Source organism: Haloarcula rara (assembly GCF_029338235.1).
Lineage (GTDB): Archaea > Halobacteriota > Halobacteria > Halobacteriales > Haloarculaceae > Haloarcula > Haloarcula rara.
Genome location: NZ_CP119785.1, coordinates 1826952 through 1843619, shown reverse-complemented (window position 1 = coordinate 1843619; position 16668 = coordinate 1826952). Strand labels below are relative to the sequence as shown.

At 64.8% G+C, this 16668-nt stretch carries 14 protein-coding genes; 5 read left to right on the top strand and 9 right to left on the bottom strand.

Annotation, left to right across the window (positions count from 1 at the left end):
• Positions 1–2: 2 nt before the first annotated feature.
• Genes pstA through P1K32_RS09805 form a run of 3 tightly spaced genes read right to left on the bottom strand, consistent with a single transcriptional unit; the run spans position 3 to position 3649 of the window.
• A complete protein-coding gene (pstA, locus tag P1K32_RS09815; RefSeq protein ID WP_276249556.1) occupies positions 3–1706 on the bottom strand; it encodes a phosphate ABC transporter permease PstA in 1704 nt (567 codons plus the stop codon).
• Positions 1706–2626: a phosphate ABC transporter permease subunit PstC gene (gene pstC, locus P1K32_RS09810; protein ID WP_276249555.1), complete on the bottom strand. Its 921-nt coding sequence runs from the start codon at positions 2624–2626 to the stop codon at positions 1706–1708. The genes pstA and pstC overlap by 1 nt, the downstream gene beginning before the upstream one ends.
• Positions 2627–2656: 30 nt before the next feature.
• The gene (locus P1K32_RS09805) at positions 2657–3649 is read right to left on the bottom strand and encodes a PstS family phosphate ABC transporter substrate-binding protein (RefSeq protein WP_276249554.1); all 993 of its coding nucleotides are present in this window, start codon (positions 3647–3649) and stop codon (positions 2657–2659) included.
• A 280-nt stretch (positions 3650–3929) separates the two neighbouring features.
• Here P1K32_RS09805 and P1K32_RS09800 point away from each other — a divergent pair, with 280 nt between their 5' ends.
• On the top strand, positions 3930–4619 hold the full coding sequence (locus P1K32_RS09800) for a hypothetical protein (RefSeq protein WP_276249553.1): 690 nt from the start codon (positions 3930–3932) through the stop codon (positions 4617–4619).
• A gap of 190 nt (positions 4620–4809) precedes the next feature.
• On the opposite strand, the gene P1K32_RS09795 is transcribed toward P1K32_RS09800, so the two are convergent.
• Together P1K32_RS09795 and P1K32_RS09790 are read right to left on the bottom strand one after the other, a co-directional pair.
• Positions 4810–5241 carry a chemotaxis protein CheW gene (locus P1K32_RS09795; protein ID WP_276249552.1) on the bottom strand — a complete coding sequence of 144 codons (432 nt, stop codon included), beginning with the start codon at positions 5239–5241 and terminating at the stop codon, positions 4810–4812.
• Entirely contained in the window at positions 5238–7547 is a 2310-nt protein-coding gene (locus P1K32_RS09790) for a methyl-accepting chemotaxis protein (protein WP_276249551.1), read from the bottom strand. Before P1K32_RS09790 ends, P1K32_RS09795 begins: the two co-directional genes overlap by 4 nt.
• A gap of 214 nt (positions 7548–7761) precedes the next feature.
• On the opposite strand from P1K32_RS09790, the gene P1K32_RS09785 reads away from it, so the two are divergent.
• Complete coding sequence (locus tag P1K32_RS09785; RefSeq protein WP_276249550.1) at positions 7762–8151, top strand: 2Fe-2S iron-sulfur cluster-binding protein; 390 nt, start codon at positions 7762–7764, stop codon at positions 8149–8151.
• Positions 8152–8207: 56 nt separating this feature from the next.
• Here the strand turns inward: P1K32_RS09785 and P1K32_RS09780 are convergent, their stop codons facing one another.
• From P1K32_RS09780 to P1K32_RS09765, 4 genes are all read right to left on the bottom strand, one after another.
• The gene (locus tag P1K32_RS09780) at positions 8208–11909 is read right to left on the bottom strand and encodes a PAS domain S-box protein (RefSeq protein ID WP_276249549.1); all 3702 of its coding nucleotides are present in this window, start codon (positions 11907–11909) and stop codon (positions 8208–8210) included.
• A 436-nt stretch (positions 11910–12345) separates the two neighbouring features.
• A complete protein-coding gene (locus tag P1K32_RS09775) occupies positions 12346–12762 on the bottom strand; it encodes a DUF302 domain-containing protein (protein WP_276249548.1) in 417 nt (138 codons plus the stop codon).
• Positions 12763–12784: 22 nt separating this feature from the next.
• Positions 12785–13102: a metal ABC transporter permease gene (locus P1K32_RS09770; protein ID WP_379691410.1), complete on the bottom strand. Its 318-nt coding sequence runs from the start codon at positions 13100–13102 to the stop codon at positions 12785–12787.
• Positions 13103–13154: 52 nt separating this feature from the next.
• Positions 13155–13583: a universal stress protein gene (locus P1K32_RS09765; protein WP_276249546.1), complete on the bottom strand. Its 429-nt coding sequence runs from the start codon at positions 13581–13583 to the stop codon at positions 13155–13157.
• Positions 13584–14113: 530 nt separating this feature from the next.
• Between P1K32_RS09765 and P1K32_RS09760 the strand changes: the two genes are divergently transcribed.
• The 3 genes from P1K32_RS09760 (at position 14114) to P1K32_RS09750 (ending at position 16336) form a co-directional block, all read left to right on the top strand.
• Positions 14114–14410: a toxin-antitoxin system TumE family protein gene (locus P1K32_RS09760; RefSeq protein WP_276249545.1), complete on the top strand. Its 297-nt coding sequence runs from the start codon at positions 14114–14116 to the stop codon at positions 14408–14410.
• 23 nt (positions 14411–14433) lie between these two features.
• Entirely contained in the window at positions 14434–14841 is a 408-nt protein-coding gene (locus tag P1K32_RS09755) for an HVO_A0114 family putative DNA-binding protein (protein ID WP_276249544.1), read from the top strand.
• Positions 14842–15109: 268 nt separating this feature from the next.
• Complete coding sequence (locus P1K32_RS09750; RefSeq protein ID WP_276249543.1) at positions 15110–16336, top strand: FAD-dependent oxidoreductase; 1227 nt, start codon at positions 15110–15112, stop codon at positions 16334–16336.
• The last annotated feature ends 332 nt before the right edge of the window (positions 16337–16668 follow it).

Sequence of the window (16668 nt, the reverse complement as noted above, 5' to 3'; positions counted from 1 at the left end):
TCTCAGAGCTCTCGCTGGTACTTGTTCCGGATGAGTATCGCCGTTCCGTTCATTATCAGCAACACGACGAGCAGCGTGACGACACCGGCCGCGAGCACGCCGTGGCGAATCTCGGGCTCGAGGTTCGACGACCAGGCGAATATCTGTCGGGGCATCGCCGGCAACTGGTCGGAGAAGCTGTTCGGAGCGAGCCGAACCGACGCCGCCGCCCCGATCATCAGGAGCGGGGCAGTCTCCCCGATGGCGCGACCGACCGCGAGAATAGTCCCGGTCAGGATGCCGGGAATCGCCTGCGGCAACACGACCGACCGGGTCACCTGCCAGCGCGTCGCCCCCATCCCGTAGGCCGCTTCTCGATGCGAGTCGGGGACCGCTCGAAGCGCCTCCTGTGCGGAGATGATAACGATAGGGAGGATAAGCAGCCCGACAGCCAGTCCGCCGACGATGACCGCCCCCGAGGGCATATTTATCGCCCGGATAAAGAGGGCCAGCCCGAGCAGGCCGTAGACGACCGACGGGACACCGGCGAGATTCCCGATATTTATCTCGACCAGTTCGACGAACTTCCCGCTGAGGCCGCTTGCCGGCGCGTACTCTTCGAGGTAGATTGCCGCACCGACGCCGACTGGGAACGCGGACGCGGCGACGACGATGAGCAACATTATCGAGCCGACTATCGGGGGGTAGAAACCGGCGTCTTCCGGTGTCCGCGAGTGAGCGCTGGTGAGGAATTGCCAGTCGAGCCACGAGTCCGGCGGGGCGAAGCCGAACTGGCGGACCAGGACGGCACCGAGCAGGATTCCGCCGACCAGTACGAGCGGGAACGCGAGTCCGTGGACGCCCTCGTTGCGTCGAACGACGCCTTCGACGTACACCGCAGGCGGGAGCAGACAGAACGTGACGGCGAGCACCCACCCGGTCGAACCGATGCCGAGCAGGGGGCCTGCGACCGGAGCGAGCAGCGTCGCCGCGACGGCCCCGCCGACGAACGCGAGCCCGTCCCGTCTGTTTTCCCGTCTCCGTGCGACAAACAGGCCGAGCGCCCCGGCGACGGGTATCGTGACCGAGACGATGACCAGAATCCACTCCAGAGGAGCGACCGGGGATAGCAAAATCAGTTCCCGGAGACTCGGTAGCCGAGCGCCAGAGACTGCCGGGAGTCCGATGAGCGAGAGAACGCCGTTGAGTGCCCGTATGACTTCGACCGGTGGGACGCCAAACACCGTGACGACCGGCGCAGCGACCACCACCCCGAGCCGTTCGAGGGCGGCTCCCGGCCGGTATCTGCCGTGTACGACGACGATACCGGCCGCGACCAGCGTCGCGACCAGCAGTGCGAACAGTTCGAGCGCGGTCACCAGCTCTATGTCGAGTACGACCGCGAGTGCCGCGGCGAACAGTATCCCTACCACTGGCAGGCCGGTCGTCGCGTAGGCGACTTCGCCTGCGGGCTCTTCGAGCCGATAGAAGTAGACTGCAGTACCAAGCGTCGGGACGACCAGTGTCAGGAAGAACACCAGATGCCATCCCGGGTCGGCCGAAAACGGCCGGAGCGCGTCAGTCGCAACGTACAGCAGCAAGACGAGCACCGACACGAGCGCGACCCCGACGGCTGCGAGACACGCCAGTTCGAAGGCGACGCCGCGGAGGCGACTGACCTGACCCGTCTCCCCGGCCCAGTCGATTTCCCGTCCCGGCGTCGCCATCAGTTGTACTCCTCCCGATACCGCGCGGCGATACGGTTACTTGCGAGGTTCATGAGAAACGTGATAACGAACAGCGTGAGGCCAATGGCGAACATGCTCTGGAAGCCGACACCGCTGACCGAGTCCGCGCCGTTTATCTGGACCATCGCGGCCGTCATGGGCTGGTTCCCCCGCCAGAGGTTCGCCAGCGGTTCCGAGAAATCGAAGAGCCGCGACCGGCTCCCCATGGCGACGGCGACTATCATCGTCTCGCCGATGGCCCGCGAGAGCGCGAGGATGAACGACGAGAAGATACCCGAGACCGCAGCGGGGATGACGACGCCGGTCGACACCTCGTACTTCGTTGCGCCGACGCCGTAAGCGGCCTCTCGAAGAGAGTCCGGAACGGCGCTCATCGCGTCTTCGCTCAGGCTCGAGACCATCGGGATAATCATGATACCGACCATCAGCGACGCGCTGAGGACGTTGAACGTATTCAGCGGGAGACCGAAGACCCGGAGGAACGGCGTCACGTAGACGAGCGCGAAGATACCGTAGACGACAGTTGGAATCCCGGCCAGAATCTCCAGGGCGGGCTTGAGGACCGACCGCATTCGGTCACTCGCGTACTCGCTCAGATAGACCGCCGCTGCGACACCGATAGGGAGTGCCACCGCCGCCGAGATGATGGTGACGAGCAACGTTCCGGTCAGCAGCGGGAGCACGCCGAACTCGCCCCGCGAGAGGTTGAACTCGGTCCCGGTGAGAAACGCTATCGGGTTGACAGCGGTAAAGAAGGTGATGGCGTCTCTGGCCAGCAGGCCGACGATTCCCAACGTTACGAGGATGGACGCACACGCGCAGGCAAACAGTACGTACTTATAAATACGCTCTCGTGCGGCCAGTCCAGCGGGGCGTGACGTGATCGTGTCTGTACTCATGGTAAACAGGGTGGGTACTCGCCGGGGCGCTTACTCGGTCGACGTCGACGACCCGGTGTCGTACTCTTCGAGCTTCGAAAGGTTCTGGTCCCGGAGCTCGGTGTTGGATGGGACGTAGCCGATGTCCTCAACGGTTTCGGTTTCCGCGTTCTCCAGGAAGTACTCCAGGAAGGCGTACACCTGGTCTTTCTCCTCCAGGGAGGACTCCGAGGCGTAGATGAACAGCGGTCGAGCCATCGGGTAGGAGCCGTCCTTGGCGTTTGCCAGGCTTGGCTCGGTACACCCGTCGCCGCCGTCGACCTCCAGGGCCTTGACGTCGTCGGAGTTGGAGTTGTAGTAGGCATAGCCGAAGTAGCCTATCGCGTACTCGTTGTCCCGAATCCCCGCGACGATGGTCTCGTCCTCTTCGGTCGGCTGGTGCTCGGCCGTGTGGTTGTAGTCCTCGCCGACGATATTCTCGTTGAACCAGTCGTAGGTCCCCGAGGTTTCGGCTGGACCGAACTTGACGATGTCTTCGTCGGGCCACTCGTCGCGCACGTCCGACCACTGTTCTGCCCCGCCTTCGCGCCATATCTGGGACATCTCGTCGGGAGTCACACAGTCGACGAAGTCGGCCTCGTTGTTGACTGCCATCGTCACCGCGTCGCTGGCGACCTGGAACTCGACCGGTGTGACGTCGTTCTCGCCACACTGCTCTTCCTCCTCGCCCGTTATGGGGCGCGAGGCACCGTTGAGGTCGGCCTCGCCGGGACAGAAGTGGTTCTTGAACCCGCCACCGCTCCCCGTGGAGTCGACAGTGACGTTGACGTCGGAGTTCTCCTCCATGAAATTCTCTGCGAACGTGTCCGAGACAGGGAACACCGTGCTACTCCCCTTGACTACGACGTCCCCCGAGAGACCCTCGGACTCCTCGCCCGTGTTCTCGGTACAGCCGGCAATTGCGGCAGCGCTGGCCGCGCCTGTCGCCGCGATAAACTTTCGTCGTGAAACGGTGTCTGAGAGCCGCTGTGGGTCCTGCGTCATCACCAGAAACAGGCACAAGGAGTATTAAACCCGTTTATAATAGGAGTATATTCGGGTATGAGGGCAAGGTTCGTCTCGGGAGAATAAGTATTGCTATAGTTCGTTATATAGCGGTACATAGCGGTGTAGGCCAGGGCAGACGCCCCCGGGTAGCTGTGGGGCGAGACCGAGCAGGGGATTAGATGTCTAACCAGCCAATCGACACGTCGGTTACATACTGAACCTGATAGCTCAGTAGCATCGGGTCGGGACAGAGAGCCACAGCAGCGCGCAAACCGATATGGCGAACAAGAACCCACCCCTGACGACGGAGAACCGACAGCTAACCCGACTCGTCCCAGCGGACAGTGAGAGCGAGGCTCGATTCAAACGCCAGCCACCAGCCCGGGACGGCCAGACGGCCGAAGTGGCAGTGGCCGGTCCCCGGTCGATGGCCGACGGCGCGAGCGTCAGCGGTCGGTGGCTCCTCGCGATACCCGACACGGTCGCCGCCGTCTCGGGGTCCTTCCGGACGTTTACCGAGCAGCACATGGCCGCCGGCGGGCTGACCGAACTGCACCGGGAGTCGTGGTACGGTCGGGACGAGCTACTGACCGTGTTCGCGCGTCTGGAAGCGGCCGTCGGGGTGCAGATTGTCGAGCGAATTGGCCGATTCCTCCCGGCGATACTGGAGTCGCCTCCCGGCGTCACGAACTTGCAAGCGGCCCTGTCGGCGTTCGAAGACTGGTACGGGATGTGGCACCGAGAGAGCAGCGACACCGTGTCGTTCAGGACGGTCGGCGCCGCGACTGGAGAGCTGGTGCTCGCGACGCCATACCCCGACCAGTTCGAGCGGGGCCTCGTCCGCGGGTTCATCTACGAGTTCGGGGCCGACGGCGAATACGCCCGTCTGTCCGGCCAGGAGACCGACGCCGACGGAGCCACCCGCTACGAGATTACGTTCTTCGGTAGGCAGCCAAGCACCGACTGACCGGCCGCGGTAGTTTTTCCAGCGCGTAGCCGCCAGCCACACAACTGTCCTGACTGTGACCGTCACGACCGCGTGACTCGCTCGGACAGCGACGGAGACTGGCGACACAATCGAAGCGAGTGCAAAACGAAGCGACCGCGTGGCCACGTAGTCGGTCGCACGACGGTGCGTGTTACGGCCGAAACCGCACTCAGGCGGCGTCGACGGCGCTGGTGACGGCCGCCGGGTCGAGCCAGATAGTGAACTGCCCGTCGTCGCTGATGACACCGTTGAGGTAGGGGCTGTCGGGGACAGTGTCGACCGCCGCGTCCCGGAACCCGCTGACCCGTTCGACACTGTCGACGAGCCAGCCCAGTCGGTCCTCGCCGTCGAAGACGACGACCTGCTGGTACTGGTGCGTGTCGGGGACCTCGAGGACCACCGAGGGGTCGATAATCGTCGTCGTCGACCCGCGGAGGTCCATCACGCCGGCGACCGCCGGAGCCGTGTTCGGCAGCGGCGTCACCGAATCGGCCGTGACAATCTCCTCGACGTCATCGAGCCCGACACAGTACCGCTCCGCGCCGAGCGTGAACTCGAGCACCTGCTCCGGGAGCGCGTCGCCGGCGACGGCGGCCGTCATCGGTCGGCCTCCGGGCGGTCCCCCGCGTCCGGGTCGACGTCCCGCCCACCGTCGGTGCCCGCGATAGACAGGTCCGTCCCGGGCTCGATGGTTTTCACCGTCGGCCCGGACGAATCGTCGGGCCGGCCGGGCGAGCGAGAGCTGTCAGTCGGCCCCGGCTGCACGGACCGGCCCGTCGAGCCGGGGTCGGTGACCGCGCCGCCCACGTCGAAGTCCTCGACGTTGTCGTGGAGCTGCTCGGCGAGGGCAGAGAGCTGCTGGATGTTCGACGACGCCTCCGAAAGCGACGAAGCCTGCTCCTCAGAGGCGGCGGAGACGTTCGTCGCCTCGGCGGCAGTCTGCTGGCTGACGCCCGACACCTCGTCGACCATCGAGACGACCTCCTCGGTGGAGGCCGCCTGGTCCTCGGTCGCCTCGCTGATCTCCCGGATACCGCTCTCGGCCTGCTCGACGGCGTCGGCGATCTCGTCGAACATCGTGACCGCGTCCTCGATGGTGTCGGCGCCGGACTGGACGCGGTCGGTCATCTCCTCGATGTCCTCGACGGTCTCGCCGGTCGTCGACTGTATCTCCTCGATGCGGTTCTCGATTTTCGTCGTGGCGTTACCGGCCTCCTCGGCGAGTGATTTTATCTCGTCGGCGACCACGCCAAAGCCCTCGCCGGCGTCGCCGGCGCGGGCGGCCTCGATAGAGGCGTTCAGCGCCAGCATATTGGTCTGCTCGGCGATGTCGGATATCATCTCGACGATCTCGCCGATCTGTTCCATCTCCGCGTCGAGCGCGGCGACCTGGTCGGAGGCCTCGTGTGCGCGTGACTCGATAGCGGTTATCTCGTCGGTGGCGTCGGCGGCGTGGTCCCGACCCGTCTCGCCGCGGTCGACGGCGGTCTGGGCGGTCGCGGCGACCTCCTCGGCCGAGGAGGCAATCTCCTCGACAGTCGCGGACATGTCGTTCATCTCCGTGGCGGCCGCCTGGAGTTTCTCGCTCTGGACGTCGGTGCCCTGGGATATCTCCGTCACCGAGGTCGCCACGTCGTCGCTTGCGGCCTCTATCTCCTCCGTGCTTCCGGCCACCTGCTGACTCGTCCCGGCCACCTCGTCGGCCACGTTCTGGACGGTGGCGATGCTCGCTCGCAGCTGTTCGACGCCGGCCGAGAGGTCCGCGAGGACGGCCCCGTACTCGCCGGGGTAGTCCGTGTCGATGTCGCGGTCGAGTCGGCCGCGCTTGAGGTTGTCGCCGGCCATCGATATCTGGTCGAAGCTCTCTGCGAGCCGGCCGGCGCCCTTGTCGAAGTCGGCGAGCACCGCGCCGTACTGACCGGGTCGGTCGGCGTCGATGTCGTGGTCGAACCGCCCCGTCCGGAGGGCCTGGCTTGCGGCCTCGATCTCGTCGAAGCTCCCGGTGAGTTCGTCGGTCCCGCTGTCGAGGCGTCGCATGATGTCCCCGTACGCGCCGGGGTAGTCCGTGTCGATATCGCGGTCGAGCGAGCCCGATTCGAGGTCCCGGCTGACGCCGTCCAGGTCGGCGAACACCCCCGTCAGGTTCTCCTTCATGTCGGCGAACGCGCCCACCATGCGGCCGATCTCGTCGTCCATCTCGCGGCGCTCGAGGTCGGCGTCGAGGTCGCCCTCGCTGATGGCGACCGCCGACGCGGACAGCTGTTCCAGCGGTGGCGTGATGTGACGGTTGAGCAGTATCCCGATACCGACCGCCATCCCGAACGCCAGGACCGTCAACACGAGCAGTTCCATCTGGGTCGTCTGCGTGGTGCTGTCGGCGATTGCCACCTGGGCGTCCATATCCTCCTCGGCGGTGCTTTCGAGCGTGTGGGCCTGCTCTTCCATCTCGAGGCGCTTGTCGTCCATCTCGGTGAGCGTCTCGGTCGCCGCCGCGTCGTCGCCCGCGGCTTTAGCCTCGAAGTATGCCGTCGCCAGGCTGTCGTACTCCGCGTGGGTCGACTGGAGCGCCTCAAGCTGTTCGACCTCCTCGCCGTCCGCGTCCATCGCGGCCGCTTCCGCCTCGAACTGGGACCCGGCCTCGTCGTATGCCGCCCTGGCGTCCGACTCGCCGAGCTGGGCCGACTGGACGGCGACCTGCTGTTGCTCGATAGCGACCAGCATCTCCGCGGCGTGGCCCATGTCTTTGCCGTCGGCGGCGATGCGGTGGGCCTCTTCGTCGAGCTTCTCGACGCTCTGGTAGCCGAGGACGCCCGTCGCCCCCACAAGGAGCGCGACGAGGAGAAAGGACGCGATAAGCTTCGGTCTGAGGTTCAGTTCGTCAATCCTGAGTTTCTCTGTGAGCCGCATACACCGGAGTCGTGCCAGTACTGGTTCAGCGTCGAGGATAGACAGTTAATCGGTGGCAGGCCCGTGAGGTTAGATGGTTAACCCCTGGCTATCAGCTGTGGATACCATCCCTCGACCACGGCAGTAGTTGACAGACAGATAGAACCGAGCACATTATTGTGTGTATTTTACAATACTCGCAATATATAATAGCCCGGCCGACCAACTGACGCTGATGCCCGAGGTCGAGTACCTCAGCTACGGTGTCGTTGCGGACCGAGAGTGGCGTTTACACGAGAAGAGTACCTTCAGGAAGGCGGCGGAAGCCGACCTCGACCGAGCGGACTACGGCAGCGTGACGGTATCCGACGAAGAGAGCATACTCGACGCCGCCGAGCGCGAGGGGCTCGATTGGTCGCTGAAGTGTCGCAAGGGCCGATGTGGCAGATGTTCCGCCGTCATCGTCGACGGCGAGGTCGACATGGACGACGGACAGGAGTTTCTCACGCGAGCGGAAGTCGAGAAGAAGGATATCTGTCTGCTCTGTGTCACAGAGCCCGAAACCGATGTCAAGCTCGTCTACGGTGTCCGCGAGCTCGACTCGCTCGAGAACCGCGTGAAGTAGCGTCTGACGGTCGCCGTGCGTCCGGAAACGCCCCAGCGGGACGACCGCAATCCGTCTCAGTCGTCCGTACCGGCCCCGACGTCGAGGACCGTTCGGAGGATGCGGCGATGGGCCGCCTGGAGGTGGTTGTACACGGCCGGGCTGGAGATGCCGAAGCTCGCGGCGAGGTCCTCGCCGGTCACGCCGCGGGGCGTCTCGTAGTAGCCGCCGTGGTAGGCCGCGTTGAGTATCTCGGACTGGCGCTCGGTCAGAACGTCGGTCAAGTCGGCCTGCCCGCCGACTGCCGGGTCGGCCGAGTGGCGCTGGGCGAGGAGTTCTATCCGGTCGTAGCGCGAGGTGAGCGAGTCGAGCAGTGGGCGTTTCGAGACGCTGTCGGGGAGTTCGATAGTGGCCGCCGTGACGTCCGGTTTCGAGACCGTCTCGACGAGCCGGCCGCCGTGTTTGCCCACGAGCGTCGCGAGGAACGGTTTGCGGACGACCAGGCTGAGCTGTCGGTGGTCGGCGCTGCCGAACCACGACGCCGTATCGATGCTCGCCATCGACTGGGCGTGGTCGAGCACCGCCTCGGCGTCGCCCTCCAGCACCGTCGCCAGGATGCGGACGTCGTCGGGCGTGTGCTCGGCGACGGTGTCGAACTGGACGGTGCTGTCGGTCGCGTTCGCGAGTCGCTGGAGCGGGTACGTCTGGCCGGTGAGTTCGAACTCGAGTGTCGTGTGCTGTTGCTGTGAGCCGGCTTCGCGTTGCTCGAGAATCCGACTGTAGTTCACCAGCAGCGTGGCCACGTCCGTCACGAAGTTGTCGTACAGCGTGTCGAACGCGCCCTCGGTACAGGAGTAGACCGTCAGGACGCCGTAGAGCACGTCGTCGTAGACGAGCGGCGTACTCAGCACCGAACTGAACGAGTACGACAGCGCGTCTTTCGCCCAGGGCTCGTCGAACACGTGACTGGAAATCTTCGGGACGGAGACGGGGTCGAGGTCCCGGGCGGCCCGGACGGCGGGGAGCGCTCCGGTCGTCTCGCCGGCGAGCGTGGTGTCGACGTAGCCGTCGGCGTCACCGGCCCAGGCGACGGGTGCGATGTTCGTCTCGCTCCCCCTGGGCCGCCCGATCCAGGCGAAGTCGATTCGGTCGGTCGCAGTGAGCTCCCGGCAGACGCCGGACTCCAGCGTCTCCCGGCTGTCGCTCTCGCCGAGCCGATGCTGGACCGACTGGATAGTGTCGACCAGCCCCTGGAGTTCCTCGACGCGGGCTTGCTGGGCCGACAGTTCGGCCACGATCTCGGACCGGACGCCGTCACTCCGGAGCCGCTGGAACGCCGACTCGCCGTTGGCGACCAGCACGTCGATGATATCGATGTGCACCTGGTCGAATCGGCCGCCGTCGGTCGTCGCGGCGAGCGTCACGCCGAAGTCACCGACGGGTGCGACCAGCAGCTGCGTGATAGGGACGTCGAACGCCTCGGCGAACGCACCGAGTTCGTCGGCGGTGAACACCGTCGTTTCGCCGTCCCGGTAGGCCTGCCAGACCGGGTTATCCCCGGGTGAGACCGGCTCCAGCCCGGCGTCGCCCGCCGCCAGGTCGTCCGACCACACCGACGGCTGCAACGTGCCCGTCTCTTCGTCGAACTCCCTGACGCTGATGTAACTGAGCCCGAAGGCGTTCTCGATGAACTCCACCAGGAACGACGCGATGTCGGCCATCGAACGCGGCGGGTAGAACTCACGCGTCGCCGTGTGTAGTTCACGCAGGATTCGTTCCCGACGTTCGAGGGCCTCGATTCGGTGTTTCCGCTCGGTGACCTCAGTGGTAACGCCGACGAGCTGCTTCCCGCTCCCATCGGGCTTGTCGATGAATTTCCCGCGGCCGCGGACCCACCGGTCCCGGCCTTGCGTTTCGACTCTGAATTCGGTGTCGAACCGGGCGCCCTCGCTCCGGGACCGCTCCAGTGCGGCCTCGACAGCCGGTCGGTCCTCGGGATGGATACTGTCGAGATACGTCTCGACGTAGTCGGTCGACGAGTCGACGTCGAACAGCTCGGTAGTCGTGCCAAAGGCCGTGACCGTCTCGGCCTCGTCGTCCAGGACCCACACGCCGGTGTCCGTCTCTTCGAGTGCGACGTCCAGTCGCTGCTTGGTCTCTCGCAGCTCCCGTTCGCGGTCCATCTCGTCGGTGACGTCCTGCGAGACCCCCATGGCGGCGAAGACGTCCCCGTCGTCGCCGGTCACCGGGACGATACGGAACCGGTAATCATGGCCCCCAATCGCGCCGGAGAACGACCGCTCCTCGCCGTCGAGGGCGGCCCGATAGTGGGGGACCAGCAGGTCCGCGAGGGCCGCCGGGAGAGCAGCCGTTAGTTTCTGGCCCTGCAGTTCCCGAGCGGTCGTCTCGGCGACATCTATCGGCGTTCCGCCGACCATCGTGTACCGCAGGTCCCGGTCGACGAGCGTGACGGCACCGTTCGGGAAGTTCTCGACGAGCGTCCGGTATCGGTTGCGCGACTCCGAGAGTTCGCGCTCGCGGACGACGCGCTCGGTCACGTCCTGCTGGAAGCCGACGTAGTTGACGACCTCGCCAGCGTCGTCCTGGACCGGCGCGAGTTCGAGGCGGTTCCAGAACTCGGTGCCGTCCTGCCGGTAGTTCCGCAGCTCCGTCGAGAGCGGCTCGGCGGCGTCGACCGCCGCGCGAATCTCGGCGACGCTGTCCGGGTCGGTCGCCTCCCCCTGCAGGAACCGGCAGTTCCGCCCGAGGGCGGCGTCGCGGTCGTAGCCGGTCAGGGCCTCGAACTTCTCGTTGATGTAAATCATCGGGTTGTCGTCCTGCGAGGGGTCCGTAATCGAGATGCCGACCGGGGCCGCATCGAGCGCGCGGCTCTTCCGCCGGAGCTCCCGTTCGCGGGACTTCCTGTCCGTGATGTCCTTGACGGCCCCGCTGGCGCCTATCTGGTCGCCGTCGTGGTCTCGCCACGGTCGTCCAAGCGCCCGGACCCAGCGGACCTCGTCGTCGTCGGTGACGATGCGCAGCTCGAGGTCGAACGCCTCACCGCCGGTCGTGAGCCGCTCGAACGCCGCCGTCACGTCGGCCTGGTCCTCCGGGTGGTAGAACGCCAGCGCGTCCGAGACGGTCGGCTCGTACGCCGTGGGGAGCCCGTGGATGCGGTACACCTCGTCGGTCCAGCGGAGGGTGTCAGAGCGAAGGTCGACCTCCCAGCCACCGACCTCAGCCATCGCCTGGGTATCGCACAGGAACTCCTTGGTCCGTCGCTGTTCGGCCGCCCGCTGTGTTTCCGCCGTGGTATCCGGTGTCGTTTCGGTGGCGGGCCGCTCGTCCGGCGTCGACTGCTCGGCCGTGATATCGGTGAACTGCAGTAGGTGGCCACCCGAAGCAGGCCCGGACGCTATCGGATGGACGTGGTATCTGAGCCGCCGCTCGGGTCGGCCGTCCCGTGGCAGCACGTGCAGTTCGGGTCGGTCAGACCCGTCCCGGTCGGCTGGATCGAGCGACGCCGAGACGGTGTCGGGATTCGCGAGCGACGGCGCGAGATGTGTCTCGACGAACGACTCGTAGCACTCGCCCGTGACAGTGTTCGCCTCAAGTCCGAAGTAGGTCTCGAGCGGTTCGTTGACCCACTCGACCGTCGCGGTTTGCCCCACGAGTGCGACACCGATATCGCCGCTGTGCAACAGCGACTGGACGACGGCTGGACACGCAGCGATAACCGTCGGCTGTGTGGGGGACTCGTCCGGTGACCTACGACTCATGCAGCCACTTCCTCAGACACCCGTTACCCATTGTTTGTCAAAATACGTACTACTACTATACAAGTCCTTCCATGGTCAGGGACGGCTCAATAGCGCTGCAAAAGTTGTTTTCCAGATATTGCACGACACCAGCGGCAGTAAGTAATTAGTAATCAGATATATTCTCGTGTCTCGAGTGGCGGCCGTGAGTAGGCACGACACTGCGCTCGCCTGCCTCTCCGAGCGACCTCCGTTCTGGTTCACGCTCGGGAGCGACATCGGGGGGGTACTGGCGGACGGCGAGCGCCACAGAACGGGCTGTTTTGTGGGACCCGGACCCCCGGGTTCCGGGGGTCTCGACCGACGAGCAGCTGCTGGTCGAGACGGTCGGAGTCCACATCAGCCGGTCATCGAGCGCAAGCGCGCCGTCCGCTAGTCCGGCGGCGAGTCGCGGGCGTCAGGCCTCCGACGGCGCCGCCAGTTCGTCACCGATAGCCGACAGCACGCGCTCGAAGCGGTCGCTGACGTCCGCCGCGATAGCGTCCAGCGCGTCGTTGTCGGTCATCCCGATGAGCCGGTCCGGGTCGACGGCACTCACTATGACGGCACCGTCGTCGGTCTCGTAGACCACGACGTTACAGGGCAGGAGCGCCCCGAGGTCCGGTTCGGCGCCCAGCCCCTCGTGAGCGAGCGCTGGATTGCACGCGCCGAGAATCCGGTACTGCTGAAACGTTTCTTCGAGTTTCTCCTCGAACGTCGCCTGGACGTCGATGTCACAGAGGACGCCGAAACCCTCGTCCTCGAGGGCGGTGCGTGTCGTCTCGACTGCCTCGTCGAAGTCGGCGGCCACGGGCTGTCGCATCGTGTAAGCCATACTACAATATTTCCGTGCGAGCCTAAATAACGGTGTGGCTCGGCAGCCGTATCCGGTGGCGAACCGGCGGTATGTGGCCGGTCAGTGGGGTGTATCGGGCGCGGGAGTGGTGCCGTACGACCCCGACGATACCGATAGCGACGAGAACGACAGCGCCACCGGCGGTCAAATCGGAGCTGTACGACAGCGACACACCGGAGAGTGTGGCTATCTGTCCGCCCACGACAGAGCGCTTGAACCCGCCCACAACAGTCTCCGCGGCCACGGGAATCGCGAGCATCGCGGCGACGAAAATGGCACCCATACTCTGCATCGAGCCGACCACGACGACGGCCGTCAGGGCGACCCGCGAGCGGCTGTGCCACCGGACGAGACTGGCGTACCGCGTCGCGCTACTCAGACACGTCGACAGTGAGGACCGGGGCGGGCGACTTCGTGACGACTTTCTGGGACGTGCTTCCGAGCATGTTCTTCTCGTACTCGCCCGCGTGTGTCCCCATCGTGACGAGGTCGATACCGGCCTCTTCGACGTACGAGACGATGCGGTCTGCCGGGTCCCCCCGGGAGATAGCCGTCGAGACCTCGATTCCTTCCGCTTCGAGGGCCTTCTGGACCGTGGAGACGGCCGCTTGCCCCTCGGCTCGCAGATTCTCCAGGACCTCGTCGTGCATCTCGTCGTCCATCGCCAGGAACGCCCGGTCGTCGACGACGTACAACACGTGGGCGGTGACGTCCCGTCCCTCGGCGATGTCGACCGTGTGTTCCAGTACCTGTTTGACTGACTCGCTGCCGTCCGTCGGAACCAGAATGTCGCTATACATTGCCCGTATCTATCTATGTACGCTACACATCGCTTTCGGTTCGGGGTCGGCACCATTGACAGGCGCATCCGTCGTCTCGGCACGCACTGCTGTGAGTCCGTCCTGGCTGTGGCGCGGTTGACTGACGACCGGCTGTGTCACCGACCGGGACAGCTCTCCGGTCTCCCCGGACGTCCGCGAATAAACGAGTTTCACCGAGAGGCCGCTACACAGATGTGGTGGCGATGACGAAATGTTACCCCCGCTGAGACCCAGTTTCTATTAATAGATTCGTGAACGGTTCGGAATTAGTCGCCCTCACTGACGATGGGGCGAGCTTTCTGGAACCTGTGATCAGTGATATGGCTGTTCAACTTTGCTGGATTATACGGGGCACGCAGAATCAAGAACGCTCTATCTCGGACTACTTGACTCGATCAACACAGGCACTGTAGTGACCAAATCACGATTTGACCGACGGACCGTCGTTTCTACACTGTTAGTTTATACCCTAACACTCATGTTGTTAGGGTACAGACTAACAACCATCGATGGGAGACGATGTCGAGGTATTGGAAGATGAAATTCAAGCCTATGACGACGGAACTGTCGTCCGGATACGCATCCTCGAGGTGCCCGACTCCGACCAGTATCCCGAGGGTGTCAAGTACGCGTTCCACTACGGCGAAGCCGGTGCTGACGAGCCCATCATCCGCTTCGACAACCATCACGGTCCGCACGAACTGCATATCGCGGGACAGGTGTTTGAAATCGAGTACGAAGGCCTCCAGACACTCTATCAAGCCTGGCGTGCTGCGCTCCCGCCCGAGAAACGCATCGAATGGTAGCCAACCACATCAATACACCATCCATGACCCAAACGCTCCACATCACGATCGGCACGCGCCCCAACCGAACTGGCCTCGAAGAGACGCTCGCATCCATCGACGACGGAGAAGAGGTGGACCCGAACCCGTCCCGACTCAGCATCGAGAGCCTCGCAACGTTCGGCCGTATCTTCCGACCCACGAATCTCGAACTGCTCGAAGCCATCGTCGAATACGAGCCCACGAGCATCCGCGAACTCGCACGTATCGTCGATCGACATCCCCCGGAAGTAACCGAAAACGTTCACGAACTTGCCGACTACGGGCTCATCGAACTGGAAGACGAGGGGCGAGCAAAACGACCGACGGTCTGGTACGATGAATTCGAGTTCTCCGGTGATGTCCCGTTGCACGGGCTCGACACCGACAGTGACGCACCCGTTGCGCCGTAGGTCGTTTCACACTGGAGACGGTACCGCTGTAGGGCCTTGAATCTCGGTAACAGTCCCTCGGTAATAGACGAACTTTTCAGCGACGAAAGTGAACGAGACAGTGGTGGCGATGACGAACAGTTACCCCCGCTGAGCCCCTTGTGACGAGACGTTCAACTGAGCCACCATTCCGTGACCAGTGAGCGGCGGCGCCGGGCGTACTCGCCCGATAGCTACCAGTTGCAGCAGCGTCGATAAAATGATATGTCAATTGTCCTAATTGCAAGGTATGTCACAGGAGACAGACGTACTCGTCGTCGGTGGCGGTGCAACCGGCGCTGGAATCGCTCGCGACCTCGCCTTGCGCGGGGTCGACGTGACGCTCGTCGAACGCGGTGGCATCGGCAGCGGGACCTCCGGGCGTTCCCACGGACTGCTCCACAGCGGTGCCCGCTACGCCGAAGCTGACCGCGTGGGGGCCGAGGAGTGTCTCGAAGAGAACGAGATACTCCGGGACATCGCGGGCGCGTGCATCCGCGACACCGGGGGGCTGTTCGTCCAGCTGGAGGCGGACGACCCCGACTACTTCGACGAGAAACGGGCGGCCTGCGAAGACATCGGCATCCCGGTCGAGGAGCTAGACGGCGACGAGGCCCGCGAGCGGGTCCCGAACCTCGCCGAGGAGACCGTCCGGGCGATGACGGTGCCCGACGCGGTCATCTACCCGTCGCGGCTCTGTGCGGCAAACGCCGCCGACGCCCGAAACCACGGCGCGACAGTCCACACCCACGCGCCGGTCGAGGGCATCGACGTCGACGACGACACGGTCACCGGCGTCGAGGTCGGTGGCAGCGTCGACAACACCATCGAGGCCGACTACGTCGTCAGCGCGACCGGGGCCTGGGCGGGACGGCTGGCCGAGATGGCCGGGCTGGACGTCGAGATGCAACCCAACCGCGGCGTGATGGTCTCCGTCGAGTACGACGACCTCGACCCAGTGCTGAACCGCTGTCGGGACCCGGACGACGGCGACATCGTCGTCCCCCACGAGGACGAGGTGGTACTGGGGACGACGAGCGTCGACGTCGACGACCCGGACGACTACGAGACCGACCAGACCGAGGTCGAGCGGACCCGAGCGGAGTGTGGGGACATGCTCCCGCCGGTGGAAGACGCCCCCGAGATACGGACCTGGTGGGGCATCCGACCGCTGTTCGCGCCCGACGAGCAGGCCCGCGGCGGCCGCGGTATCTCCCGTGGCTTCTTCCTGCTGGACCACGCGGACGACGGCGTCGAGAATATGGCCAGCATCGTCGGCGGGAAGCTGACCACCTACCGGCAGATGGCCGAAGCGGCGGCCGACCTGGCCTGTGACAAGCTGGGCGTCGACGCCGAGTCGACGACCGCCGACGAACGGCTCCCCCACGTCGAGGACCCGGCACGGCTGGACGAGGTCGTCGCCGAGTTCGACGGGCAGGGCCCGACCGACGAGGACGTGGTGAGCGAGGGCGAGTGAGCAACGCGAACGAGCCCTCGTACCGGAACGGTGACCACCGGGAACCGTGGAGCAGGGCGAGGCTTCCTGAGCACAGCGAAGGAAGCCTCGAAAGCGACGCGGGGAGCGGAGCCGCGAGTCGACGCGACCCGCGGAGCAAGCGCCGACTGAGTGAAGCGAGGCGCCACCCGCCTCGATGCCGACTCACTGCCCCACCGCAGGAGAGTCATGTAAGCGACCGTCCCGGACCAGAACCACCGGAACACCTTTTATCGCGATGTTTGAAGTAAATGACAGCGGGAGTGAAATTCATCTGTGGTAATACTCACTGACCGGTCACACAGCTCCCGTTC

What these genes read in the sequence shown, in the direction of transcription:
- pstA (WP_276249556.1), bottom strand. Translation starts at nt 1,706, where the DNA reads ATGGCGACGCCGGGACGGGAAATCGACTGGGCCGGGGAGACGGGTCAG.
- pstC (WP_276249555.1), bottom strand. Translation starts at nt 2,626, where the DNA reads ATGAGTACAGACACGATCACGTCACGCCCCGCTGGACTGGCCGCACGA.
- P1K32_RS09805 (WP_276249554.1), bottom strand. Translation starts at nt 3,649, where the DNA reads ATGACGCAGGACCCACAGCGGCTCTCAGACACCGTTTCACGACGAAAG.
- P1K32_RS09800 (WP_276249553.1), top strand. Translation starts at nt 3,930, where the DNA reads ATGGCGAACAAGAACCCACCCCTGACGACGGAGAACCGACAGCTAACC.
- P1K32_RS09795 (WP_276249552.1), bottom strand. Translation starts at nt 5,241, where the DNA reads ATGACGGCCGCCGTCGCCGGCGACGCGCTCCCGGAGCAGGTGCTCGAG.
- P1K32_RS09790 (WP_276249551.1), bottom strand. Translation starts at nt 7,547, where the DNA reads ATGCGGCTCACAGAGAAACTCAGGATTGACGAACTGAACCTCAGACCG.
- P1K32_RS09785 (WP_276249550.1), top strand. Translation starts at nt 7,762, where the DNA reads ATGCCCGAGGTCGAGTACCTCAGCTACGGTGTCGTTGCGGACCGAGAG.
- P1K32_RS09780 (WP_276249549.1), bottom strand. Translation starts at nt 11,909, where the DNA reads ATGAGTCGTAGGTCACCGGACGAGTCCCCCACACAGCCGACGGTTATC.
- P1K32_RS09775 (WP_276249548.1), bottom strand. Translation starts at nt 12,762, where the DNA reads ATGGCTTACACGATGCGACAGCCCGTGGCCGCCGACTTCGACGAGGCA.
- P1K32_RS09765 (WP_276249546.1), bottom strand. Translation starts at nt 13,583, where the DNA reads ATGTATAGCGACATTCTGGTTCCGACGGACGGCAGCGAGTCAGTCAAA.
- P1K32_RS09760 (WP_276249545.1), top strand. Translation starts at nt 14,114, where the DNA reads ATGGGAGACGATGTCGAGGTATTGGAAGATGAAATTCAAGCCTATGAC.
- P1K32_RS09755 (WP_276249544.1), top strand. Translation starts at nt 14,434, where the DNA reads ATGACCCAAACGCTCCACATCACGATCGGCACGCGCCCCAACCGAACT.
- P1K32_RS09750 (WP_276249543.1), top strand. Translation starts at nt 15,110, where the DNA reads ATGTCACAGGAGACAGACGTACTCGTCGTCGGTGGCGGTGCAACCGGC.